This window comes from Fodinicurvata sp. EGI_FJ10296 (genome assembly GCF_040712075.1).
GTDB lineage: Bacteria > Pseudomonadota > Alphaproteobacteria > DSM-16000 > Inquilinaceae > JBFCVL01.
In genome coordinates, this window is the sequence record NZ_JBFCVL010000004.1 from 415,117 (window position 1) to 438,387 (window position 23,271).

A 23,271-nucleotide genomic window follows, 5' to 3' on the forward strand; every position below is an offset into this window, starting at 1 on the left:
TCACTAAGTTTTTTCACCCTGCAGCCCGGATGCGAACCCGCGCGGCATCGGAGAGATAAGCTGACCGCGACTGTCCCGCGGTCTGAGCCGCCCGATCAATGGCATGAAGCAGATTCTCATCCATCGAGATGTTGACACGCACCGCCCTCGACGGAAGTTCATAGCTGATCAGCACCAGAACGCCGTCTTTGGCATCGTCTTCAAACGCTGGGTCGACCTTCAGTTCCCGCAAAGGCCGCGAGTCCGGGATCGGTTCGCCATCTTCAACCATACCCATGACATGAAAGGTCAATGCTTCGCTGCCCTTACGAATGGCCTCTTCCTCCGAAGGGCCGGTGGAGATGCAACCCGGAAAATCCGGAAAAGAAATCCCGAAAACCCCGTTCTCCTCATGAATCAACGCGTATGCCGTCGGCATCCAACTCTCCTTGCCTTGCCGTCGGTGTGGCTCTACCACCGCCAGCCCGCTTGCCGATAAACTGATCTCAGCGTGTTTGTCGGTATTTCTCGCGCGCCCATATCGATTGTCACGTTTCCCGATTTGGTCGGATGGCTAAACTGAACATGATCACCAGGCCCCCCTGCGCTTGACTATCCAGCCGTCCTGTCGAAGAAGCTTCGCAAGGTCGCGCACCTTCATCGGACCGCGCTTGTTGCCCATCAATATAACCCATACCGATTTATACACAAGAATACACAACACGGCGATGCGCCGAAGGAACCGCGCGCAACTTTTTATATGACGAACGTATGGAATTTACCCGCATAAAATGCATATTCCGCCTGCGGAAGAGCGGACCGTCAGCTTGGTGGCATCACGGAGACGCGACATGGCTCGCCGGCCAAGGTGGCGGCGTAGACAAGTGGTCGATCACAAAAGCCGGGTACGGATCAAGGCGCCCCTCACCCGCCGCTGATTGCCGTCATAACGAGCATTTCCGAACGTGGCGGCAGCGGCGCGTCGAGGGTCGAACGCTGGCCGTTGACGAAAACATTGATGTGGCGGCGGATGGCGGGGCGGCTGTCGCAGATGCGATCGCGCATGCCCGGCCAGCGCGCGTCCAGCGCGTCGATCGCCTCCGCGACCGTCGCCGCGTCGATCTTCATCCGCGTGACACAGTCCGGAAACAGGCGCGCCAAAGCCGTGGGAATGGTCACGGTCACAGGCGCGACCATTACCGCCGGTGCTGAAACGGTTGCCTGACGCATAGTGCGGCGCTCCTCTCCCGCTTCGGATATCAGCCCGCGACCACCATCGTTTCCACCGAACTGATCTTGGGCAGATGTTGCGTCACCCGCACCCAATTGTCACCTTCGTCGGCGCTGGCGTAAAGGCTGCCGGAATTGCTGCCGAAATAGACACCGGCCGGGTCCGCCGTATCGGTCGCCATGGCCTGGCGCAGCACGTTGAAATAGGCGTTCTCCTGCGGCAAACCTTCACGCAACGCCTGCCATGTTTCGCCGCGATCGCGGCTGCGCCAGACGGCCGCCTTCGCATCGGGCACATAGCGGCCGGCGATATCGCCGTTCAGCGGCAGCAGGAACAGCGTCGACGGATCGCGCGGGTGGCTTGCGACCGGAAAGCCGAAACTGGACGGCAATCCGTTCTCGATCGAAACCCACTGCCGGCCGCCATCGTCGCTGCGATACATGCCGCAATGGTTCTGCTGATACAGAACATCCCGGCCACCCGGCGCCATGACGATATTGTGAACGCATTGGCCGAATTCCGGCTCGCGCATGTCCTCCGGCATGAAATCCGCGCGCGTCCCGCGATTGCGCGGCTCCCAGGTTTCGCCGCCATCGGACGTGTAGAAGACGCCGGCCGCCGAAATGCCGACCCAGATCCGTTTCGGATCCGCCGGATCGGTGACGATGGAATGGAGTATCAGCCCCCCGCCGCCGGGATGCCATTCCGGGCGTGACGGGTGACGCTGCAGACCGTCGATGTGAGTCCAGGTCGCTCCGTCGTCGTCGCTTCGGAACAGGCCCGCCGGCTCCACCCCGGCATAGAGGCTGTTGCCCTTGCGCGCGAGGCTCCAGACCGTTTTGATCGGCTCCTCGCCCTCGGCATAGGCCAGTCCTTCGCTGGAATGGCTCCAGGTCCGGCCGAGATCGTCGGAGCGCCACACCGCCGGGCCGAACCAAGCATCGCCGCCCCCGGCAAAGATCGTCTCTGTCGCGGGATCGCCGATCGCATGGTTCAGGGGCCAGGTTTCGCAGAACGGGCCCCGCTGGCTCCAGCTTTTCCGCCCATCCTCACTTTCGAAGACGAACAGGCCCTTGGCCGTGGCCACCAACTGGACGACTTTTTCCGGCATAGGACTTCCCCCGCATATGATTTTTCGCGCCACGACCAACGCACAGTGCCTGCGGCATCGACGGGCTATGTTGATATCAACATTAATGCGCGTCTGTCAAGATGCACCGTCGGCGAACACCCGCCACCGTTGCGCATGCACATTGTTGTCGAACCGGGGTCGGCCGATCTGCTAAGCAGGTGACCATTATGGAATGCGGATCTGGACCAATCGGGACGACAAGGGAGCGCTGAGCATGGTCTCGCGTATTAATTGGAAGAGCGAGTTTCTTGCGCTCAGCCACCGTTATGCCGACAGGGTGGCGGTCGAGGACGCCGAAGGGCCGACGACTTATGCCGCCCTTTTCGGAAAGGCCGCCGGTGTTGCAGCGGCGATCGCCGAGCATGCGGCAGCCGCCGGTGGCCTGTCGGGCGGCGCCGTCGCGTCATATCTGCCCAACAGCCGCGATGCGGTGGCCGCCAGTTATGGGACCGTCCTGTCGGGCGAGCCGGAAGCGGCGCTGAACCCGAATCTGGCGCCCGACGACATGCGCCATTGCCTGGAAACGGCCAATGCCCGCCTTCTGATAACCCGTTCGCCGCAGGCGGCGGAGGTTGCGGCATCCATTCCGGGCCTCAAGGTTCTGGACATCGACGCCATCGGGTCCGCCAGCCTGTCGGACCTGCCCGAACGCTCCCCGCCGGCCGATGGCTTCGGCAAGATCCTGTTCACCTCGGGCACGACCGGCAAGCCCAAAGGCATTGTTCACACCCAGGGCGGTCGGTGGCTGGCCAATCTGGCGCTGCGGTCCAGCCTGCCCTTTGCCCCCGGAGCCGATCTCAACCTGTTGCTGCTGACGCCGTTTTCCCACGGATCGTCGCTGCTGACCTATGCCTATCTCGATGGCGGGGCCACGATCACGCTGCTGGACCGCGTCGATGTGCCGGACATCGCGCGGCGGATCGAAAGTCAGGGCGTGAACCAGATTTTCGCCCCGCCGACGGTTCTGCGCAAACTGGTCGACGGCCTGGATGGCCAGCGCATCGAGACAGTCAAGACCATCTTCTCCGGCACGGCGCCGCTGTCGCGCGACGTCTACGAGCGGGCGCGCGCCATCTTCGGGCCGGTCGTACGGATCACCTATGGCAAGACCGAGATCTTCAATCCGATCACGATCCTGGCGCCGGACGAAACCGACCAATGGTTCCAGAACGAGGATACGGCGGCCGGAACCTGCGTCGGCTGGCCGGGTCCGGGGGTCGAAGTCAGGATCGGCACCGACACCGCCGATGATGCTTCTGATATCAGGGACAGTTCCGGGAGCGCCTCAGTGGCCGAAAGCGCCGATGAAGCGCGCCGCGGCCCGGTCCTGATCCGTGCCCGGCACGGCTATGGCGGCATGCTGCGCGAGGGTGTCTTCCACCCGAATGACGAGGATGCCTTTCACCGATCCGAAGACATCGGGTTCGTCGACGCCATCGGCCGTCTCCATCTGACGGGGCGCGAGGCCAGCGTCATCAAGAGCGGCGGCTATCGGATCAGTCCGGAAGAGATCGAAGCCTATCTGCAGCCGGCGGCGCCGGAGCTCGATCTTGCCATCGTAGGCCTGCCGTCGGAGTATTGGGGCGAGGTGATCACCTGCGTTGCTGCCGGCGTTGAATCCGGTTGGGAGCACCGTATCGAGGACGCCATGGCCCGCCTGACGAAGTACAAGCGCCCGCGTCTGTTCGTCGGGCTGCCTTCCCTGCCCCGCAACGCCATCGGCAAGATCATGCGCAACGACATCATCGCGCAAATCCTGGCCGGTCATACGCTGATCGACGGTCCCTATCCAGCCCTGGAACCGCGCAGTGACGCCAAAGAATGACCGACACGAACGATAAAGGATGCTGACCCGATGACTGCTTCCGGTACCAGCCAATCCGGCACACCCGCCATCGAACGGACAGATCTGGCCCCGGGCTACACGATCAGCCGCGTCATCAAGGGCTCGTGGCAATTGTCCGCGGGCCATAGCACGGTCGATCGCAACCAGGCGGTCGACGACATGGCGGCCTTCGTCGAAGCCGGCGTGACCGCATTCGACTGCGCGGACATCTATACCGGGGTCGAGGACCTGATCGGCGCGTTCCGCCGCCGCTATCCCGATCTGGCGGCGAAGACACGCGTCCATACCAAATTTGTCCCCGACGACGATGTCCTGGAAACGCTGGACCGGTCGTATGTCACCGGCATCGTTGACCGGTCGCTCAAACGCTTGGGCCAGGAACGCCTCGACCTGGTGCAGTTCTCGTGGTGGCGGTATGACGCCGACCGGTATGTCGAGGTCATGGGCTGGCTGGACGACGAGCGCCGCAAGGGCAAGATCGAGCTTCTCGGCGTGACGAACTTCAACACGCCAGCCCTTGCCCGGATCCTCGACGCCGGAATCCCCGTGGCATCGAACCAGTTGCAGTATTCCCTGCTTGACGATCGGCCGGACCGGGCAATGGCCGCCCTTTGCCACAGCCGGGGTGTCGGGCTGCTGACCTATGGCACGCTGGCCGGCGGCTTCCTGTCGGAACGGTGGCTGGGCGTACCGGAACCCACTGACGGTTTCGATAACCGTTCACTGATCAAATACAAGCTGATCATCGACGATTTCGGCGGCTGGGAGATGTTTCAGAACCTGCTTCAGGCGCTGGATATCGTGGCCCGGCGGCACGCGTCGACGATTTCCGCCGTCGCCACGCGGTTCATGCTCGACCGTCCCGCCGTCGCCGCCTGCATCCTGGGCGCCCGCAATACCAGCCACCTGCCCGACACGTTGCGTGTCTTCGACCTGAACCTGACACCGCAGGACACGGCTGAACTGGAAGCCGTCACAGCGGCCCGCCACGGCCCGGACGGCGACGTTTTCGATCTGGAACGCGACCGCACCGGCAAGCACGGCCGGATCATGAAATACAATCTGAACCGGGACACCGGATAGCCAGACGTCGCGACGCGTTACTGGTCGGCACCTGAAGAGTCGGCAACCGACAAGATTGTGTGCAACTCATCACGCGCTCGCCGCACGATGGCGCGCATGGCGGCCTCGGCGCCGTCGGGATCGCGGCGATCGATGGCATCGAATACGGCCTTGTGCAGAGCAAAGCCGTCGGACGGGTGGATGACCGACTTTTGCTGAACCCGGAAACTCGCCGCCAGCAGCGCCCGCACGACCGGGCCCAGGCATTCGAAGAACGGATTGCCGCAGGCGGCGAATATCGCCTCATGAAATGACAGATCGGCCCGGTAATACGCGTCCTTGTCATCGAGATTAGCTTCCATCGCCGCCACGGCGACGGCGATTTGCTGCCGCTTTACTGCCGTCGCGGATTCGGCCGCCATCCGCGCGGTCGCTGGCTCGATCGTATCGCGCAGTGCCGTCAGATCGGTAATCATACGCTCGTCGATATTATTTGCGGCGTGCCAGGCAAGCACATCCGGGTCGAGCAGATTCCATTCGTCGCGTGGGCGCACCCGCGTCCCGACCTTCTGCCTGGAAACGACCAGGCCTTTCGCAGCCAGAACCTTGATGGCTTCACGAATGGCCGTGCGGCTAACCGCGAATTCTTCCGCCAGCTCGGACTCTCGCGGGAAACTTCCGGCCGGATCGATCCGCCCGGCGACGATCCGCTCGCCGATCGCCCGTACGACCCGTCCATGAAGACCCCGATCGGGATAGCCTCGCGCATCGTCGTCCATAGCCGCACTCACTTCGCTGCGTCCCATCAGCGCCGGTTTTATCGTATAATACGATAAATAATATCGACAGTCATTTTAATTGGGATCGCAATCGAAGGACGGGGCGCGGCCTTGCGCCGGTCAGCGGCGGCCATCCGACAGCGCGTCCCGGAATCGGTGCCATGATGCCTTGGGCGTCCGCTTCAGCGTGCCGAAATCGACATGAATCAGGCCGAACCGTTTCTCATAGCCGAAGGACCATTCATAGTTGTCGAGCAACGACCAATAGAAATATCCCTTGATGTTGGTGCCGTGGGAAAGCGATCGTCGAACCGCTTCCAGATGGGCGGCCACATAGTCTATCCGCGCGGTATCCTCGATCTTTCCGTCACATGGTTCGTCGGCCCAGGCCATGCCGTTCTCTGTCACATAGATCGGCAGGGAACCGACATAGTCATCGGCCATTCGATTGAGGAGGGACGACAGACCGCGCGGATAGACTTCCCATCCCATCTGGGTCTTCGGCAACGGACCGGTGATCGCCCCCGTCGACGGCCAGGGTTTCTCCGGTGCTTCGGTCACCAGAGCACGGGAATAATAGTTGACGCCAAGCCAGTCGATGGGCGCTGCAATGCGCGCCATATCGCCGGTCCAGCCTTTGGGCAAATGCCGTTCCAGGCCTTCGAGAGCTTCGGCCGGGTATTCCCCGCGGGCGACGGATTCGATGAACCACCGGTTCATGATGGCGTCGGTTCGTGCCGCGGCCTCGGACCATCCACCCTCGCTGTCGCCGCACTGGACATCAGTGAAATTGAGCACGATCCCCGCGCCTTTGTGACCGGCCGCGCGTAGCGCTTCCACCCCTTCGGCATGAGCCAGCATGATGTGATGCATCGAGCGTGCCGCAGCACGAATGTCGCGCAGGCCAGGCGCGTGATGCCCCTCGAAATGCGAAAGCCAACTGACGCACCAGGGCTCGTTGATCGTTGCGATCCGTGCGACGCGATCACCCAGTTTTTCAGCGATCAGGCGGGTGAAATCCCCGAAACGCGATGTCGTGTCGCGGTTCGTCCAACCGCCGTTGTCGGCAAGAACCGACGGCAGTTCCCAATGATAAAGAGTAAGAAACGGAGCGAGACCGCGCTCTAGAATGCCATCGACAAGCCGGTCGTAGAAATCCAGACCTTCAGGATTCACGCTTTTGCCATCGGGCATGACCCTGGCCCAACTGGTCGAGAAGCGATAGGCGTCGAAACCGCCGTCGCGCAGAAGGTCCAGATCCTCGGGCCATCGATGATAATGATCGCACGCAGACGCGCCATCCTCGGCTCCCGCCACGTTTCCGGGCGTTGCCGCGAAGCTGTCCCAATGCGTCGGGCCGGCCCCGCCGACGCGGTGACCTTCGATCTGATAGGCGGCAGTGGCGGCCCCGAAGACGAAATCTTGCGGAAAGTCGCGACGGTCGAACATGATTTCTCCTGATCTTGGAAAACGAAGGCAAGGCCGTCGCCCGTGGCGTCAAGAGGGCGTTTACAGGCGGCCTTCATCGGCGGGGTCGAAGAGCGACGCCCAGGCGGGGTCGAATCCGATTTCCAGGCGATCGCCCGATGCCGGACGCGCCGACCCCGTCATCCGGATCTTGATCGGGGTACCGCCCAGATCGGCATAAACCAGAGTATCGGCGCCCATCGGTTCGACGATATCCACGCGGGCGGCGGATCGAACCGCTGCCGACGGCAAAGCTGATCCGCAAAACACATGCTCGGGGCGAATGCCAAGCGTCACCGGTCCATCGCGCAAAACGCCTCCCTCGCCCCGGTATCCGGTCATCGGCATGTCCAGCGCGCCGGACCGGAAAACACCATCTGCCAGGCGCCCATCGATGAAATTCATGGCGGGACTGCCGATGAAACCGGCGACATAACGGTTCTGCGGTCGCCAATAGATCTCATCCGGCGTTCCCAGCTGCAGGATCCGCCCGTCACGCATGATCGCGATCCGGTCGGCCAGCGTCATTGCTTCGACCTGATCATGGGTGACATAGATCATCGTGTTGCCAAGGCTATGATGCAGGCGCTTGAGTTCGACGCGCAGATCGCCGCGCAATTTGGCATCGAGATTGGACAGCGGTTCATCGAACAGAAAGACGTCCACATCCCGCACCAGGGCCCGGCCGATCGCGACGCGTTGGCGCTGGCCGCCGGACAGCGCGCCGGGTTTGCGGTCGAGCAGCGGTTCTATCTGAAGGATATCCGCCGCACGCGCCACCCGGCTTTCAATCTCGCGTTTGGGGAGCCGGGCATTTTTCAGCCCGAAGCTCAGATTGCCGCGAACGGTCATCTGCGGGTACAGCGCATAGGACTGAAACACCATACCGATGCCACGATCGGACGGCTCCGACCAGGTCACATTGCGGCCCTGGATGATGATCTGCCCGTCGGAGGGCTCAAGCAGTCCGGCAATGCAATTGAGCAAGGTCGACTTGCCGCAGCCCGACGACCCCAGCAGGACCAGGAATTCTCCCTGCCGAATATCCAGATCCAGATCCTGCAGGACACAAAGTTCGCCGAACCGTAGGTCGAGTTGGCGTACCTCGACCGACAAAGAGGCATTGGTCATGACGCTATCCTTTAACCGCACCGGCCGCGATTCCACGCACGAAAAGGCGGCCCGAGGCAAAGTAGATGGCAAGCGGGACGAGCCCCGTCAGCAAGGTCGCCGCCATATTGACGTTGTATTCCTTCACGCCCTGCACCGAATTCACGATGTTGTTGAGTTGCACCGTCATCGGATAGTGGTCGGGGCGGGTGTAGATCACGCCGAACAGGAAGTCGTTCCAGATACCGGTGACCTGAAGGATCGTCGCCACGACGAAAATCGGCAGACCCATCGGCACCATGATGCGGAAATAAATTCCCCAGAATCCGGCCCCGTCGACACGGGCGGCCTTGAACAGTTCGGCGGGGATCGAGGTGAAATAGTTCCGGAACAGAAGCGTCAGAATTGGCATGCCGAAGACCGTGTGAACCAGCACAAGCCCCCATACATTGCCGTAAAGCCCCACTTCCCGGAGGATAATGACGATCGGATAGATCAGGATCTGATAGGGAATGAAAGCACCGAACAGCAGTATCCTGAAGAACGTCTCGGAACCGCGGAATCGCCAGTTGGCCAGGGCGTAGCCATTGACCGACGCGATGGCGATCGACAGGACCAGCGAGGGGACCAGAATGCGCACCGAATTCCAGAATCCGCGGCTCAGGCCGTCGCAGTTGATGCCGGTGCACGCTTGGGACCACGCTTTCGACCAGGGCGCAAAGGTGATTTCAACCGGCGGGGCGAAGATATTGCCCAAGCGGATTTCCGGCATGCCTTTCAACGACGTAGCCACCATGACCCATAGCGGCAGCAAATAGTAGAACGACACCAACAGAAGCGTGCCATAGATCATGATATTCGCCCCCGAAAGGCGGCGACGGGGCCGGGGGCCGCGCGGCCCGGCGTCGAAGCGGTCGCGAGCGGTGCGCATTGCGGGCTCAGCCACGGCGCTTTCCTCCGAATTCGAGATAGGCCCAGGGGATCAGCACGACGAGCACGGAAACGAGCATCATGGTCGATGCGGCGAAACCCTGAGCCAGGTTCTGATCCTTGAACATCTTGTCGAAGACGTACATTGCCGGCACTTGACTGGACAGGCCGGGCCCGCCGGCGGTCTGCGCGACGACGAGATCATAGATCTTGATGATCCCCGCCGCGATCAGCACCAGCGCCGTTACGAATACAGGACGCATCATGGGGATAATGATGAACAGATAGGTCTTCACAGGTCCGATGCCGTCGACGCGGGCGGCCTTCCATATCTCGTCGTCGATGCCCCGCAATCCGGCCAGCATGATGATCATGATCAGCCCCGACCCCTGCCAGATTCCGGCGATCAGGATACCGAACATCACGAGATCGTGATTGTTGAGCGGGTCGAAGGCAAAACCCTCCCAGCCCAGGGCCCGGATATTCGCCTCGATGCCGAAATCGGGATTGAGTATCCATTGCCAGGCCAGACCGGTAACGATGAAAGAGAGCGCAAACGGATAAAGGAAAATGCTGCGAAACACGCCCTCGAACCGGATCTTGCGATCGAGCAGTGCCGCCAGCGTGAATCCGATCACCATGGTCAGGACGACGGAACAAACGCCGTAGAGCGCCAGATTCTCGATCGATATCAACCACCGACGCGACGCCCATAGCCGCTCGTACTGCGCAAGCCCATCCCAGCGCAGTGCCGGCAGCAGTCGGGAGTCGGTGAACGAATGAACGATCGTCCACAAGGTACCGCCGGCGAAAACCACAAGCGCCGTCAGTATCATGGGGAGCGAGGCGATCTTGGCCGACAGTGTCCGCGCCAGTCGCAAAGGCCGGCGATGCGATTTGCGGACCGATTTCCGGCCCGGCGCACCCGACATGATGGTGGACATGGCAATGCCTTTCGTTCACCGACGTGATGGGGCTACGGTTGCAGCCCTACCGGAAAACTCAGTCCGCATTGGCGATGATGTCGGCGTATCGCGTCTGGGCGTCTTCCGGCCCATAAGACGGATCGCTCCAGAATTCGGCCATCAGATCTTCGATCTGGCCGGTGGTATCCGGCGACATCGTTTGATCGCTGGAGGCCATGATCGTGCCCTCGCGCAGAATGCGAAGTCCCTTTTCCATGCACTCGTTTGCGTCGGCCATGTCGACGTCGGCGCGGACCGGCAGCGACCCCTTCAGGCGATTGAACGCCACCTGCGTTTCCGGTGAGATCAGGACACGCGCCAGATCGTACTGGGCTTCGGTGATTTCCGGATCGTCATTGACCGGGAAATAGATCGCGTCCCCGCTGGTCGAGAGAATGTCGTGCGTGCCCAGTCCCGGCAGGCAGGAATAGTCCTCCCCGGCGGTCAGACCGGCGGCAGCAAATTCGCCCTGAGCCCAATCACCCATGATCTGACCGCCCGCCTGGCCGGTGATGACGAGATTGGTAGCCTGATTCCAGTCCTGGACATTCGATCCCCGCGTCATCGCCCGCGCATCGGCCGCCGCTTGAAAAACGGCAGCGAATTCCGGCCCGGCGGCAACCTCCGCGTCGAGATTGGCGTTAACCGCCCGCCATGCCTCGGGACCGGCGATCGCCATCGAGATCACACCGTTGGCCAGCGCCGCTTGCCACGGCTGCCCGCCCATGGCCAGCGGCACTTTTCCGGCGTCGCGCAAGGCGGGGGACGCAGCGACGAATTCGTCCCATGTCGTCGGCACCGATGTTCCAGCATCCTCGAACGCCTGATGGCTGAGCCATAGCCATTCCGCGGAATGAATGTTCAACGGCACGCAGTAGACCCGGCCATCGACGGTGCACCCCTCAAGCAGCGACGACGGATGGACCACGTCGCGCCATCCCTGCTCTTCTGCAATTTCCGTCAGATCCAGCATCAATCCGGCTCGGATCAGCTCTTCCGCCTGGCGACCATGATTCAATTGCGTCGCGCCCATTGGATCGCCGCCGATGATCCGGCTGATGATGATGGGGCGCGCCGTTCCACCGGAACCGGCGATCGCGCCGTCAAGCCAGGCATGTTCGGTCCGGGATTCGAATGCCCGTGCCAACTCTGCGGCGGCTGTCGCCTCTCCGCCGGAGGTCCACCAATGGGTAACTTCCAGCTCGGCGGCCTGAGCGGCCTGAGCGGCGCCTGCCGCCACGAATGCACCGGCAAAAATCATGCGTCGCACGCCATTACCTCCCTCAATGGTTGAATCTAAAACGTTATAGGACCCCTTTTAGTCGCGAAAAACTCCCCTGACAAGCGTATTGTCATGGGATATATTCTCCTTTTTAGCGCACCGAGGACGCCCAAGCCCGATGACGGAGTCTCCGCCGACACTGCGCACAATCGCTGCCCTCAGTGGGCTTGCGGTACCGACCGTCTCGCGCGCTCTGGGCGATGCGCCCGATATCAGTTTGGCGACGAAAGCGCGGGTTCAGGAAATCGCACGGAAAATCGGCTACGTCCCCAATCGGGCCGGGGTGCGCTTGCGCACGGGCCGCACCAACGTCATCGGCATGGTCCTGGCGCCCGAGCACGACGTTATGAACATGACCGCCACTCTGATCGCCGCCGTTGCCGAACATTTGCGCCTGAACGCGTACCATCTGAACGTCACGCCGGATTTCGCCGACGACGACCCCTTGAAGGCCATCCGATATCTGGTCGAAACGCGCTCGGTGGATGCGGTCATCTTCAACCGGACTAAGCCTGAAGACGTCCGTGTGCGTTACCTGATGGAACGTCGCTTTCCCTTCGTCACCCATGGTCGAACACTATGGTCGGACCGGCATGCCTGGATCGATTTCGACAACGAGGCATTCGGCGCCTCGGCGGTCGACGCGCTGTTCAGCGCCGGGCGGCGCGACCTGCTCGTGATTCTGCCCCCTATGGATCAGACCTATGCCGGGCATATTCGCGACGGCGTTTTCGGCCGGGCGGCTGAACTGGGGGTATCGACCCGCATCGCCGACACGATAACGAGCGACAGTCCGCGTGAGGATGTTGCCGCCGGCATCCGGCGCGTCCTCGCGGCCGCGCCCGGACTGGACGGACTTATCTGTCCGTCGCCCAACGCGACGATGGCCGCGATCACCGCGTTCGAGGCCGCGGGGCGGGCCGTCGGCCGGGAAATCGACGTCGTCGCCAAAGAGACAGTGACGTTTCTCGGCATGTTCCGGCCCGCCATCATGACGGTGCGCGAGGATGTCGGGCATGCCGGACACCTGCTCGCCGAGGGGGCGCTCGAAGCGGTGCGATCGCCCGACGCGGCACCGGTTCAACGCCTCGATTCGGCTTCGGCACCGACCTGACCGGCATCGACATCTGGCGTTCAACTTCAACTCCGGCGGTCGGACGGCGATCCTGCCGGCCCTGGCCGCACGCCCATCGAATCCCTCCTCAATTTGACATTTCACAAATTCTTCGTGACATGTCAGGATAACATTCGACACCTAAGCGGTTCGAAGAATGGGTAACGAATGCTCGATCGCTCCAGCCAACCACCGGATTTGTCCGGCGCACCGACCTTCGGACGCGGACATCTCAAGGATCTCGCCTATCAGCGCCTGCGTGCCGCCGTGCTTCATTGCGAACTGGCGCCGGGGACGTTCGTGACCGAGGCCCGGCTGGCGGCGTGGCTCGGCTTGGGCAAGGCACCCGTGCGCAATGCGCTGGCTTCGCTCGTCAACACCGGTCTGGTTCAGGCGCATGCAAGGCGCGGCTATCGCGTCGCGCCGATCAGCGACCGCGAGATTGCTGATATTTTCGACCTGCGCCGGCGGCTCGAACCGACACTGGGTGACGTCTCGCTGTCCCGCAGCGATCTGGAACGCCTGCAACGGCTGGACGACATCATAGCGGCCACCGGCGGCGCAGGGGATGCGGCCACGCGGTGGACAGCGTATCAGGCCGACCGCGAGGCATTGCATCTGTTGGCCACGGCATCGGGCAACAGCCTGCTCGTTCGTCGGCTGACCGAAATTTGGGACCTGTGCGACCGCGCCGTCGCCTGGGTCGAGACAACCGGCGGCCACGCCATGGGCCTTGAACCGCGCGGCAACCTGATCGACGCGCTGGCCTGCGGCGATCGCGAGACAGCCACGGCCCTGATCGCGCGCCGCGTCGCGACGCTGGCCGACCGGATGCGCACCGGCCTGACCCGCATGACCGTCGCCGACCCGTCGGCGACGCCCGGCCGGTATCCGGAAACGAAACCGGCGACCGGTCGGCAGGGAACAAACACCAACAGGGAAGCCTTCTCTGAAGAACAAGGGAGAAAGAGAGATGAATAGATCCAGCCTCATGACAGGCGCCGCCGCCATCGCATTCGGCGTGGGTGCGGCTTTCGCGGCCCCCGCATTCGCCGACACCAGTGACACGATCGTCATCGATCTGGTCAACGAGCCGTCGACACTCGATCCGCATCAACAGTGGAACCCGGACAGCTATTACGTCTATCGCAATATCTTCGACAACATGGTCACTCGCGACAACGCGGGCGAGATCGTGCCGCAGGTGGCGACCGATTGGGAATACGCCGCCGAGGACGAGGTCGTCTTCACCATCCGCGACGATATCGTTTTCCACGACGGCGAGCCGCTGACGGCCGACGACGTCGCCTATTCGGTCAACCGCATCATCGATCCTGAGTTCGCCAGTCCGCAGCTCGGCCAGTTCAACCAGATCACCGGCGCCGAAGTCACCGGCGAGAACGAGGTCACGCTGACCACCGACGGCCCTTATCCGGTGCTCCTGCCTCAGTTGGTCAAGCTGTCGATCGTGCCGGAACACTATGTTGAAGAGGTCGGCAACGACGCCTTCAACGCAGAGCCCATTGGCTCCGGCCCCTATGTTTTCGACGAATGGGAACGCGGCATCCAGGTTTCGCTGATCGTGAACGAGGATTACTGGGGCGATAGCGGCGAATTCGCCCGGGCCGAGTTCCGCGCCGTGCCGGAAGCCTCCACCCGCATGGCCAATCTGCAGTCGGGCGAAAGCGACCTGATTGTCACCATCGATCCCGACATGGCGATGCAGCTGGAAAACAGCGCCGGCGTGCAGGTGCTCAACGTCCTGACCGAGCGCGTCGCGTTCCTTCGCCTGAACGCCCAGCGCGGCCCGACCGCCGATCCGTTGATCCGGCAAGCCATCGCCCATGCGATCGACAAGGAACTGATCGTCGAGGGGCTGCTCGGCGGCTTTGACGAACCGGTCGATGTCATGCTGTCACCAGCACATTTCGGCTTCATCGAAGGCATCGAAGGGCCGGGTTACGACCCTGACCGTGCCCGCGAACTGATGGCCGAGGCCGGCGATATCGCCACGGAACCGATGGTCTTCGCCACCTCGCCGGTGTTCGACCAGCGCATCGTTCAGGCCCTGCAGCAGATGCTGAGCGAGGTCGGCTTCAACGCCGAAATCGAACTGACCGATATGTCGACTTATCTCAGCCGGGTTCAGAGCGAGGCCGAAGAAGCGCCGCACATGAATTTCGGCCGCTGGTCCTGCGCCTGCCAGGACGCCGACGGTGTGCTCTATCCGCTGCTGCATTCCAGCTCGGCCTGGTCGACATGGCGTTCTGAGGAAACCGACGCCAGCCTCGAAGCCGCGCGATCCAGCCTGGACGAGGACGTCCGTCTGGAGAACTATGCCGACGTCCATGAAACGGTGGTCGAGGACGTGCCGCTGGTACCGCTCTACCAGGCGGCGATCCTGTACGGCGCGGCTGAGAACCTGGAATGGCAGCCGACCCCGAACGAGAGCATGTTCCTTAACCGGATGAGCTGGAGCGAATAGGCCGCTCCCGCCAACCAGCCCTGCACGAAAGCCCCGGCGGTCACCACCGCCGGGGCGCCCGAACCGTTCGAATGGAAGCCCGCACCGGTGTCCGAATTCCTCTTCAAACGGTCCCTGCAGACGATCGTAACGATGTTCGGCGTCGTCACGCTCGTCTTCTTCATCCAGCGGCTCAGCGGCGACCCGACGCTGCTGCTGGTGCCGGAAGGTGCCAGCCGCGAGGATATCGAGGCGCTGCGGGAGTCGCTCGGCTTCAACCGCCCGCTATACATCCAGTATTTCGAATATCTCGCAGGACTGATGCAACTGGACTTCGGCCGATCGGTGGTGCGCAACGCCGACGTTCTCGGCATCGTCGCATCGCGCCTGCCCTATACCCTGATGCTGGCGGGCGGCGCCCTGGTGGTGGCGGTGGGCATCGGCATTCCGCTCGGCGTCCTGATGGCCGTAAAAAAGGGCACCGCGACCGCCCGCGCCATGATGGCCGTCGTGCTGACCGGCCAGAGCCTGCCGACATTCTGGAGCGGCATTCTGTTGATCCTGCTATTCGCCGTGACGCTGGGCTGGCTGCCGGCCTCGGGCGCCCGCGGCTGGAGCAGCCTGATCCTGCCGTCGATCGCGCTGGGCCTGCTGTCGATGGCAACCTTTGCCCGCGTCGCGCGGACCGCCATGCTGGATGAACTGGGCAAGGACTACGTCCGCACCGCCCGCGCCAAAGGCGTGGCGACGCGCCAGATCGTCATGCGTCATCTGCTGCGCAACAGTTCGATCCCGGTGATCACGGTGGCGGCGCTGGAAATCGCCAATCTGCTGGCCGGCGCGGTCATCGTCGAGACCGTGTTCGCCTGGCCGGGCCTGGGACGGCTGGCCGTGGAGTCGATCAATTCCCGAGACTTCCCGATCGTTCAGGCGATCGTGCTGATCGGCTCGTTCGCCTTTATCGCGCTCAATCTGCTGGCGGACATTCTTTACAGCGTCGTCGATCCGCGCATCCGGCTCAAGGGAGACAGCCGATGAGTCTGATGCGCAATCTTCTGGGCGGCCTTCTGGGCGATCGGTTCGCTCCCGCCGGAGCCGCCGCCAAAGCCGCCCCCGGACCCGCTACAGGACCATCGCCCTGGCGCGGCGTGGCACCGGTGACGCCGTTCATCGCCATATTCGCCGCCTTCGTGCTGATGGCCGTGTTCGCGCCGATCCTGGCGCCCTACAGCCCCTATTCGCAGGAACTTCTGGGACGCTTGCAACCACCCGGCGGCGAAGCGCGGGGCACCTGGTTCCTGCTTGGCTCCGACGAACTGGGCCGCGATCTGCTCAGCCGCCTGATCTATGGCGCTCAGGTGTCGATGCTGGTAGCGACCTCGTCTGTCGCCCTGTCACTGGTGCTGGGCACGCTGCTGGGCATGATCGCCGCCATCCGGCGCGGGTTCACCGAGATCCTGATCATGCGGCTGGTGGACGTCTTCCTGTCCATTCCGCCGATCCTGCTGGCGATCATCACGGTGGCCGTGCTGGGGCCGGGCCTGACCAATGTCGTGCTGGTGCTGGCGCTGACCCGCTGGCCGCGTTACGCCCGCGTCGCCTTCGGCCAGACCCTGTCGGTCGCCAACACGCCCTATGTCAAACTGTCCCGGCATATGGGCGTCGGCCTGCCCCGGCTGCTGCTGCGCCATGTCCTGCCCAACATCATCGGCCCGATCACCGTGGTGGCGACACTGGAATTCGGCCTGATGGTGCTGTTCGAAGCCGGTTTGTCTTTTCTGGGTCTGGGCGTGCAGCCGCCGATGTCCAGTTGGGGCGCGATGCTGAATGTCGGCCGGAACTATCTGGGCTCCGCGTGGTGGATCGCCGTGTTCCCCGGTCTTTGCCTGTTCCTGCTGATCCTGTCGGTCAATCTGATCGGCGACCACCTGCGCGACCGCCTGGATCCGCGTTCGAGAAGATAAAGGGCCGAAGAATGGATTTCCGTGACGAGTTCAAGGACAGCACCATCGTCATCACCGGCGCCTGCGGCGTGTTCGGACACTGGATCGCGACGGCGTTTGCCCAGCGGGGCGCCCGGCTCTGCCTGTCGGACAACCGCGCCGACGCGCTCGACGCACTGGCAGCAGACCTGGGCGCCACCGGCCCCGGCCATATCCACCATGTCACCGAGTTGACCGACGAGGCGTCGATTGCCGATCTCGTGTCAACCGTCGGGGCCGAATGGGGGGCGCCGGATGTCGTGATCAACAACGCCGGCATCTATCCCAGCGGCTTCCTGCTCGACATCGATGCGGCCGAATGGGACCGGATCATGGACGTCAACACCCGCGCCCCGTTCCTGGTCGCGCAGGGTTTCGCCAAAGCCATGATCGCTGAGGGCAAGCAAGGCTCGATCATCAACATTTCGTCAGGCGCGGCGCGCAAGATGCGGCGCTCGGTCGTGCCGTACTGCGTGTCCAAAACGGCACTCGACCGGCTGACCAAGGGTCTGGCGCTGGAACTGGCCGAATACGGCATCCGCGTCAACATTGTCGAACCCGGCTTCGCGCCCGGCAGCAAGGTCAGCGACATCACGCCGGAACACCTGGAAGCGGTCACCGGTTCGATCCCGCTGGGCCGTCAGTCGGAACCCGACGACGCGCCGAACGCGATCATGTTTCTGGCCAGTTCGCTTGCCGAATACGTCACCGGCACCAGCATCGCGGTCGACGGCGGCAACTCCATCGGCTCGCTGGCGGTATTTCAGGCCAAGAAGAAGGCACTTTGACCATGGCAACGGCGACCTTTCCGCCCGGCAGCGCGACCTCCGCCGCGGCAATCCCATATCAGTGGCCGCAGTCGGTTCGAAGCGCCGCCTGTTTCACCGTCGATGTCGATGCGGAGTCGCCCTGGCTATGGGCTCATCGCGATCGGGTGCCGCCGACACTGGGACAACTGGAGATGCGGCGCTTCGGCCCGCGCCAGGGTCTGGGCCGGCTTCTGGAACTGCTCGACCGTCACCGGATCAAGGGCAGCTTTTTCGTCCCCGGCATCGTGGCCGAGACATACCCGTCGATGTTGCCGACGCTGATCGACCGCGGGCACGAGGTCGGGCTTCACGGATATTTCCACGAGATCGTCGCCGATTCCAGCGATGACGAATTCGCCCATGCCCTCGGCGCCGCAATGGCGTTGTTCCGGGCCCAGACAGGCGCGGCACCCGTCGGCTTCCGGTCCCCCGCCTGGGAAATGACCCCCGGGATGCTGGCGGAACTGGCGCGCCACGGTCTGGCCTATGACAGCTCGCTCATGGGTTTCGACCATCCCTACGATATCGGCACCATGACCGAATTGCCGGTACAGTGGCTGACCGACGACGCGATCCATTTCAAGTTTCTGGGCGGCGGCGCCGACAAATGGCCGCCGTCCGCCCCCGGCGGCGTTCTGGACGGGTGGCGCGACGAGTGGCGGATGACCCATGACGAGGGCGGGCTGTTCATGCTGACCGTCCATCCGTGGATTTCCGGCCGAGGCCAGCGGATCGCGCTGCTGGACCGGCTGCTGACCACGATCGCCGAAGCCGACAACGTCTGGTGGGCGCGCTGCGACGAGATCGCCGCTCACCACAAATCATCGGCCAATAATGGCCGATACACTGTCGATGCCGCCCCGCCCGACGCCATCGGCCCCCGCCGACCCGTTTCCGGCTCCAAATGAGGCCCGCCGACACCATGACACCGGCCGACGCCACCTGGACGATCACCAAACCCGAACGTCACAGCGACGGCGGCATCGTCGCCGCGCAGAACCGGCAGGCCGCCGCCGCCGGCGCGGCGGTGCTGGCGCGCGGCGGTAACGCCATGGACGCCGCCGTCACCACGGCCTTTACGCTGTCGGTGGTCGAACCGTGGCTCAGCGGCGTCGGCGGCGGCGGGTTCCTGCTGCGCGCCGACGGCGCCACCGGCGCGCTCGATGCGCTGGATTTCTCGCTGGTGTCACCCGGCGCGCTGGATCCGGGGCGCTATCCGCTGGCGGGCGGCAACGACGGCGACTGGTTCGCTTGGCCCGCCGTGGCCGACGACCGCAACCTGATCGGACACGAGTCCATCTGTGTGCCGGGCGCGGTCGCCGGACTGGCCGAAGCCTTGCGGCGTTTCGGGACGATTACGCTGGCCGAGGCCCTGGCCCCGGCGATCGCCCATGCCGAGGCCGGATTGGCGGTCGACTGGTTCACGTCGCTGGCGCTGGCCATCGATGCGGCCGGGTTGGCGCGGTTTCCGGACTCCGCAGCGCTGTTCCTGGTCGACGGACGGGCACCGCGTGCCCCGGATGCCGGGGTCAGGGACCTGCCCCGGCTACCCATGCCCGCCAAGGCCGCGATGCTGCGCCGTCTGGCGGAGGCCGGTGCCACCGACTTCTATACCGGGCAAATCGCCGAAGGGCTGGTCGCCGACCTGCGCGCCGGCGGATCGGCGATCACCATGGACGACATGGCAGCCTATCGCCCGGAATGGCGCGCGCCGCTGACCGCGCCCTACGGCGGTCTGGAACTGGCGGCGATGCCCGGCCTGTCCGGCGGGCCGTCCTTTCTGCACGCCATGGCCCGGCTGTCCGACGACCCACGCATTTCCGGCGCCAAATCCGACAGAACACCGGGGGGCGCGGCCGCCCTGGCCTATGCCGACGCCATTCGCGACGCCTATGCCGACCGCCTGACCCGCATGGGCCATGACGCACAGTCGCCCGATCCGGGCTGCACCAGCCATATCAGCGTCGTCGATCGACACGGCACCATGGTGTCGTTGACCAACACGCTGTTGGCGCGCTTCGGCTCGAAGGTGGTCGCGCCGTCGGCGGGAATCCTGATGAACAACGGCATGATGTGGTTCGACCCCCGTCCCAACCAACCCAACAGCATCAAGGGCGGCGTGCGGCCGCTGACCAATATGTGTCCGCTGATCGCGACCCGCCAGGGCCGGCCCGCTCTGGCCATTGGCGCGGCGGGCGGTAGGCAGATATTCCCGGCGCTGGTTCAGTTGGTGTCATACCTCGCCGATTTCGGCATGAGCCTGGAGCAGGCCTTTCACACCCCGCGCATCGACGCCAGCAGCCCGACGATCATTGTCAACAAGGCCGCCGACCCGACGGTGGCCGGGGCAATCGCCCGCACGCACCCGGTGCGCATGGTCAGCGACACGCTATATCCGGTCCATTTCGCGATACCGTCGGCAGTCGCACGCAGCCCATCCGGCGGCACCGTCGGCATGGCCCATCCGGTGTCGCCCTGGGCCGCCGCCGTGACCGAGGAGGAGACGCGCGATGACTGACCGGCCCCCCCATGATCCGGGACTGCCCGGGGCCAACCGCGTCGGCGGCGCGGAGGCGCTGAAAGTGTCCGGGCTTCAGGTCACCATTGGCGGCGTTCCGGCCGTCGACGGCGTCGACCTGACGGTGCACGAGGGCGAAACCGTGGCGCTGGTCGGCGAAAGCGGCTGCGGCAAGAGCATGACGGCACTCGCGATCATGGGCCTGCATCCCGACGCCGCGACCATCACCGCCGGCACGATTACGGCGGCGGGTATGGATCTGGTCGGGCTGGACGACCGCAGCCTGCGCGACATCCGCGGCAACGTCATGGCGATGATCTTTCAGGAGCCGGTGTCGTCGCTGAACCCGCTGATGCGCGTCGGCGAACAGATCGTCGAGGCGCTGCAAAGCCATCAGCAGCTTGGCCGCAAGGCCGCCCATGACCGGGCCATCAGCATGCTGGAACAGGTCGGCATCCCCGATCCGGCATCGCGGTTCCGGCAATATCCCTTCGAACTGTCCGGCGGCATGTGCCAGCGGGTGATGATCGCCATCGCGCTGATCTGCCAGCCAGCGGTCCTGATCGCCGACGAGCCGACCACGGCGCTGGACGTAACCATTCAGGCGCAGATTCTCGACCTGATGCGTCGGCTGAAAAACGACACCGGCGCGGCATTGCTGCTGATCACCCATGACATGGGCGTGGTCGCCGACATGGCCGACACCGTGGCCGTCATGTATGCCGGGCGGGTGGTGGAGACCGCGCCGGTGCGCGCGCTGTTCCGGCGCCAGTACCATCCCTATACGCATCTGCTGCTGCAGACGATCCCCAAGATCGACGGCGCGCGCAAACACACGCTCAACACGATCGAGGGCACCGTGCCCGACCTGCGCGACTGGCCCACGGGGTGCCGGTTCAATCCGCGCTGTCCGCTGGCGGCGGAAAAGTGCCGCGTCCAGGCACCGCCGCTGGCGTCGGTCGGCGGCGATCCGGGCCACGCCAGCGCCTGCTGGTTCGCCGATCAGGTGGAGAGCATGGCATGACCGGGGATATGACCGGGGACATGACCGGCGGCACGAGCGAGGACACAACCGGGGGCGCTTCCCCGCTTTTGAGGGTGACGGATCTGAAGGTCCACTTTCCCCTCGGCGGCGGCATGCTGGGCAGGCCGTCGGGGTGGCTGAAAGCCGTTGACGGCATCTCGTTCGATATCCGGCCGGGTGAAACGCTGGCGCTGGTCGGCGAAAGCGGCTGCGGCAAGTCGACCACCGGCTATGCGGCTCTTGGCATGCTGCGCCCGACCGGCGGCCAGGTCACCCTCGACGGCATCGACGTCCACCGCGCCACGGGCGCCGACCTGGCGACCGTCCGGCGCGAGGTGCAGATCATCTTTCAGGACCCGTTCTCGTCGCTGAACCCGAAAATGCGCATCGGCGACAGCATCGCCGAGCCGCTGCTGATCCACACGCGCATGACGCCAGCCGAACGGCGGCGCGAGGTCGAACACCTGCTCGACCGCGTCGGACTGCGCAGCACGCATTACGACCGGTTGCCGAACGAGTTCTCCGGCGGCCAGCGCCAGCGGATCGTCATCGCCCGCGCCCTGGCGCTGCGGCCAAAGTTGATCGTCTGCGACGAGCCGGTTTCGGCGCTGGATGTGTCCGTCCGCTCGCAGATCCTGAACCTGCTGGTCGAGCTGCAGGCGGAATTCGGCCTCGCCTATCTGTTCATCTCGCACGACCTGTCGGTGGTGCGGCACCTGAGCGACCGGCTCGCCGTCATGTATCTGGGCCATCTGGTCGAACAGGGCGACGCCGGGGCCGTGTTCGATCAGCCGACCCACCCCTATACCGAGGCGCTGATCAGCGCCATTCCCTATCCCGATCCGGAACGCCAGGCCGAACGCCGCCAGATCGTCCTGACCGGCGACCTGCCCAACCCTGCCGACCCGCCGCCCGGATGCCCGTTCGTCACCCGCTGCCCGATCGCGCGCCCCGATTGCGCCGACCAGCGCCCGGCCCTGGTCCAGGTCGCCGGCGGCGACCCCGGCCACACCGCCGCCTGCTTCTACCGCGGGCGGTAGACGCGCGGGCGGTACCGGACAGATCCCACGTCTCTGCCAACGCTCTCGCGGTGCGTGTGGACGATTTTTGCTATCATCTTCGCATTAGTATGGAGAATATCTCGACGACCACAGCTATCGATGAGGTGACGACATGCTGATGACCGAGCGGAAGCCAACTTCGGTTGGCGAGATTCTCATCGAAGAGTTCATGCTGCCACTCGGCCTGACCCAGGCAGCATTGGCGGAGGCGATGGGCGTGCCACGCAAGCATGTGAACGACCTTTGCAATGACCGACGCAATGTGACGGCTGCAACAGCGCTCATTCTCGCGAGAGTGTTCGGCAACAGCCCGGAGTTCTGGCTCAATGCTCAGCGGCGCGGCGACCTTTGGGCGGTGATGAACAGCCCGGAGGAGCGCGCTCGCATCGAACGGGCGAAGCCGTTTTCGACAGCGGCGTGAACAGAGAGGAGATCCGGGCCCCACACTATCAACGCTCTAAAACCGTACGTGTGGACGCCGGATGGCGCTGTCGCGCCTCCGGCGAAGGGGAAAGG

The 23,271-nt window shown here is 64.0% G+C and carries 22 protein-coding genes and 1 pseudogene; 13 read left to right on the plus strand and 10 right to left on the minus strand.

Annotated elements, in window-relative coordinates:
* Window positions 1-13 precede the first annotated feature (13 nt).
* The 4 genes and pseudogenes from ABZ728_RS10775 to ABZ728_RS10790 form a co-directional block, all read right to left on the minus strand.
* The gene (locus ABZ728_RS10775; RefSeq protein ID WP_366656107.1) at window positions 14-418 is read right to left on the minus strand and encodes a type II toxin-antitoxin system HicB family antitoxin; all 405 of its coding nucleotides are present in this window, start codon (window positions 416-418) and stop codon (window positions 14-16) included.
* 32 nt (window positions 419-450) lie between these two features.
* A pseudogene (locus tag ABZ728_RS10780) lies at window positions 451-564 on the minus strand (type II toxin-antitoxin system HicA family toxin); the annotation flags it as partial.
* Between the two features lie 339 nt (window positions 565-903).
* On the minus strand, window positions 904-1,209 hold the full coding sequence (locus ABZ728_RS10785) for a MoaD/ThiS family protein (protein ID WP_366656108.1): 306 nt from the start codon (window positions 1,207-1,209) through the stop codon (window positions 904-906).
* A gap of 29 nt (window positions 1,210-1,238) precedes the next feature.
* Window positions 1,239-2,321 (minus strand): exo-alpha-sialidase, encoded by a 1,083-nt coding sequence (locus tag ABZ728_RS10790; protein WP_366656109.1) that lies wholly within the window; start codon window positions 2,319-2,321, stop codon window positions 1,239-1,241.
* A gap of 193 nt (window positions 2,322-2,514) precedes the next feature.
* On the opposite strand from ABZ728_RS10790, the gene ABZ728_RS10795 reads away from it, so the two are divergent.
* Both ABZ728_RS10795 and ABZ728_RS10800 read left to right on the plus strand, forming a co-directional pair.
* On the plus strand, window positions 2,515-4,167 hold the full coding sequence (locus tag ABZ728_RS10795; RefSeq protein WP_366656110.1) for a class I adenylate-forming enzyme family protein: 1,653 nt from the start codon (window positions 2,515-2,517) through the stop codon (window positions 4,165-4,167).
* A 30-nt stretch (window positions 4,168-4,197) separates the two neighbouring features.
* Entirely contained in the window at window positions 4,198-5,271 is a 1,074-nt protein-coding gene (locus ABZ728_RS10800) for an aldo/keto reductase (RefSeq protein WP_366656111.1), read from the plus strand.
* Window positions 5,272-5,288: 17 nt separating this feature from the next.
* Here ABZ728_RS10800 and ABZ728_RS10805 read toward each other — a convergent pair whose 3' ends face one another.
* From ABZ728_RS10805 to ABZ728_RS10830, 6 genes are all read right to left on the minus strand, one after another.
* Entirely contained in the window at window positions 5,289-6,029 is a 741-nt protein-coding gene (locus ABZ728_RS10805; RefSeq protein ID WP_366656112.1) for a FadR/GntR family transcriptional regulator, read from the minus strand.
* Between the two features lie 120 nt (window positions 6,030-6,149).
* A complete protein-coding gene (locus tag ABZ728_RS10810) occupies window positions 6,150-7,478 on the minus strand; it encodes a GH1 family beta-glucosidase (RefSeq protein ID WP_366656113.1) in 1,329 nt (442 codons plus the stop codon).
* Window positions 7,479-7,538: 60 nt separating this feature from the next.
* Entirely contained in the window at window positions 7,539-8,627 is a 1,089-nt protein-coding gene (locus tag ABZ728_RS10815; protein ID WP_366656114.1) for an ABC transporter ATP-binding protein, read from the minus strand.
* A gap of 4 nt (window positions 8,628-8,631) precedes the next feature.
* A complete protein-coding gene (locus tag ABZ728_RS10820; RefSeq protein WP_366656115.1) occupies window positions 8,632-9,552 on the minus strand; it encodes a carbohydrate ABC transporter permease in 921 nt (306 codons plus the stop codon).
* Entirely contained in the window at window positions 9,545-10,480 is a 936-nt protein-coding gene (locus tag ABZ728_RS10825; protein ID WP_366656116.1) for a sugar ABC transporter permease, read from the minus strand. The genes ABZ728_RS10820 and ABZ728_RS10825 overlap by 8 nt, the downstream gene beginning before the upstream one ends.
* 58 nt (window positions 10,481-10,538) lie before the next feature.
* Window positions 10,539-11,762 (minus strand): ABC transporter substrate-binding protein, encoded by a 1,224-nt coding sequence (locus ABZ728_RS10830; protein ID WP_366656239.1) that lies wholly within the window; start codon window positions 11,760-11,762, stop codon window positions 10,539-10,541.
* A gap of 139 nt (window positions 11,763-11,901) precedes the next feature.
* Here ABZ728_RS10830 and ABZ728_RS10835 point away from each other — a divergent pair, with 139 nt between their 5' ends.
* The 11 genes from ABZ728_RS10835 (at window position 11,902) to ABZ728_RS10885 (ending at window position 23,176) form a co-directional block, all read left to right on the plus strand.
* Window positions 11,902-12,897, plus strand: coding sequence for a LacI family transcriptional regulator (locus ABZ728_RS10835; RefSeq protein WP_366656117.1), 996 nt, complete (start codon window positions 11,902-11,904; stop codon window positions 12,895-12,897).
* A gap of 168 nt (window positions 12,898-13,065) precedes the next feature.
* Window positions 13,066-13,878 carry a GntR family transcriptional regulator gene (locus tag ABZ728_RS10840; protein ID WP_366656118.1) on the plus strand — a complete coding sequence of 271 codons (813 nt, stop codon included), beginning with the start codon at window positions 13,066-13,068 and terminating at the stop codon, window positions 13,876-13,878.
* Window positions 13,871-15,382: an ABC transporter substrate-binding protein gene (locus ABZ728_RS10845; protein WP_366656119.1), complete on the plus strand. Its 1,512-nt coding sequence runs from the start codon at window positions 13,871-13,873 to the stop codon at window positions 15,380-15,382. The genes ABZ728_RS10840 and ABZ728_RS10845 overlap by 8 nt, the downstream gene beginning before the upstream one ends.
* 87 nt (window positions 15,383-15,469) lie before the next feature.
* Window positions 15,470-16,399, plus strand: a complete 930-nt coding sequence (locus tag ABZ728_RS10850; protein WP_366656120.1) for an ABC transporter permease — start codon at window positions 15,470-15,472, stop codon at window positions 16,397-16,399.
* On the plus strand, window positions 16,396-17,325 hold the full coding sequence (locus ABZ728_RS10855; RefSeq protein ID WP_366656121.1) for an ABC transporter permease: 930 nt from the start codon (window positions 16,396-16,398) through the stop codon (window positions 17,323-17,325). Before ABZ728_RS10850 ends, ABZ728_RS10855 begins: the two co-directional genes overlap by 4 nt.
* Before the next feature lie 11 nt (window positions 17,326-17,336).
* Window positions 17,337-18,131 (plus strand): SDR family oxidoreductase, encoded by a 795-nt coding sequence (locus ABZ728_RS10860; RefSeq protein WP_366656122.1) that lies wholly within the window; start codon window positions 17,337-17,339, stop codon window positions 18,129-18,131.
* Between the two features lie 2 nt (window positions 18,132-18,133).
* Entirely contained in the window at window positions 18,134-19,060 is a 927-nt protein-coding gene (locus tag ABZ728_RS10865; protein WP_366656123.1) for a polysaccharide deacetylase, read from the plus strand.
* 14 nt (window positions 19,061-19,074) lie between these two features.
* On the plus strand, window positions 19,075-20,670 hold the full coding sequence (locus tag ABZ728_RS10870; RefSeq protein WP_366656124.1) for a gamma-glutamyltransferase: 1,596 nt from the start codon (window positions 19,075-19,077) through the stop codon (window positions 20,668-20,670).
* Window positions 20,663-21,694 (plus strand): ABC transporter ATP-binding protein, encoded by a 1,032-nt coding sequence (locus tag ABZ728_RS10875; protein WP_366656125.1) that lies wholly within the window; start codon window positions 20,663-20,665, stop codon window positions 21,692-21,694. The genes ABZ728_RS10870 and ABZ728_RS10875 overlap by 8 nt, the downstream gene beginning before the upstream one ends.
* Window positions 21,691-22,734 (plus strand): oligopeptide/dipeptide ABC transporter ATP-binding protein, encoded by a 1,044-nt coding sequence (locus tag ABZ728_RS10880; protein ID WP_366656126.1) that lies wholly within the window; start codon window positions 21,691-21,693, stop codon window positions 22,732-22,734. Before ABZ728_RS10875 ends, ABZ728_RS10880 begins: the two co-directional genes overlap by 4 nt.
* A gap of 133 nt (window positions 22,735-22,867) precedes the next feature.
* Window positions 22,868-23,176, plus strand: a complete 309-nt coding sequence (locus ABZ728_RS10885; protein ID WP_366656127.1) for a HigA family addiction module antitoxin — start codon at window positions 22,868-22,870, stop codon at window positions 23,174-23,176.
* Window positions 23,177-23,271: the final 95 nt, after the last annotated feature.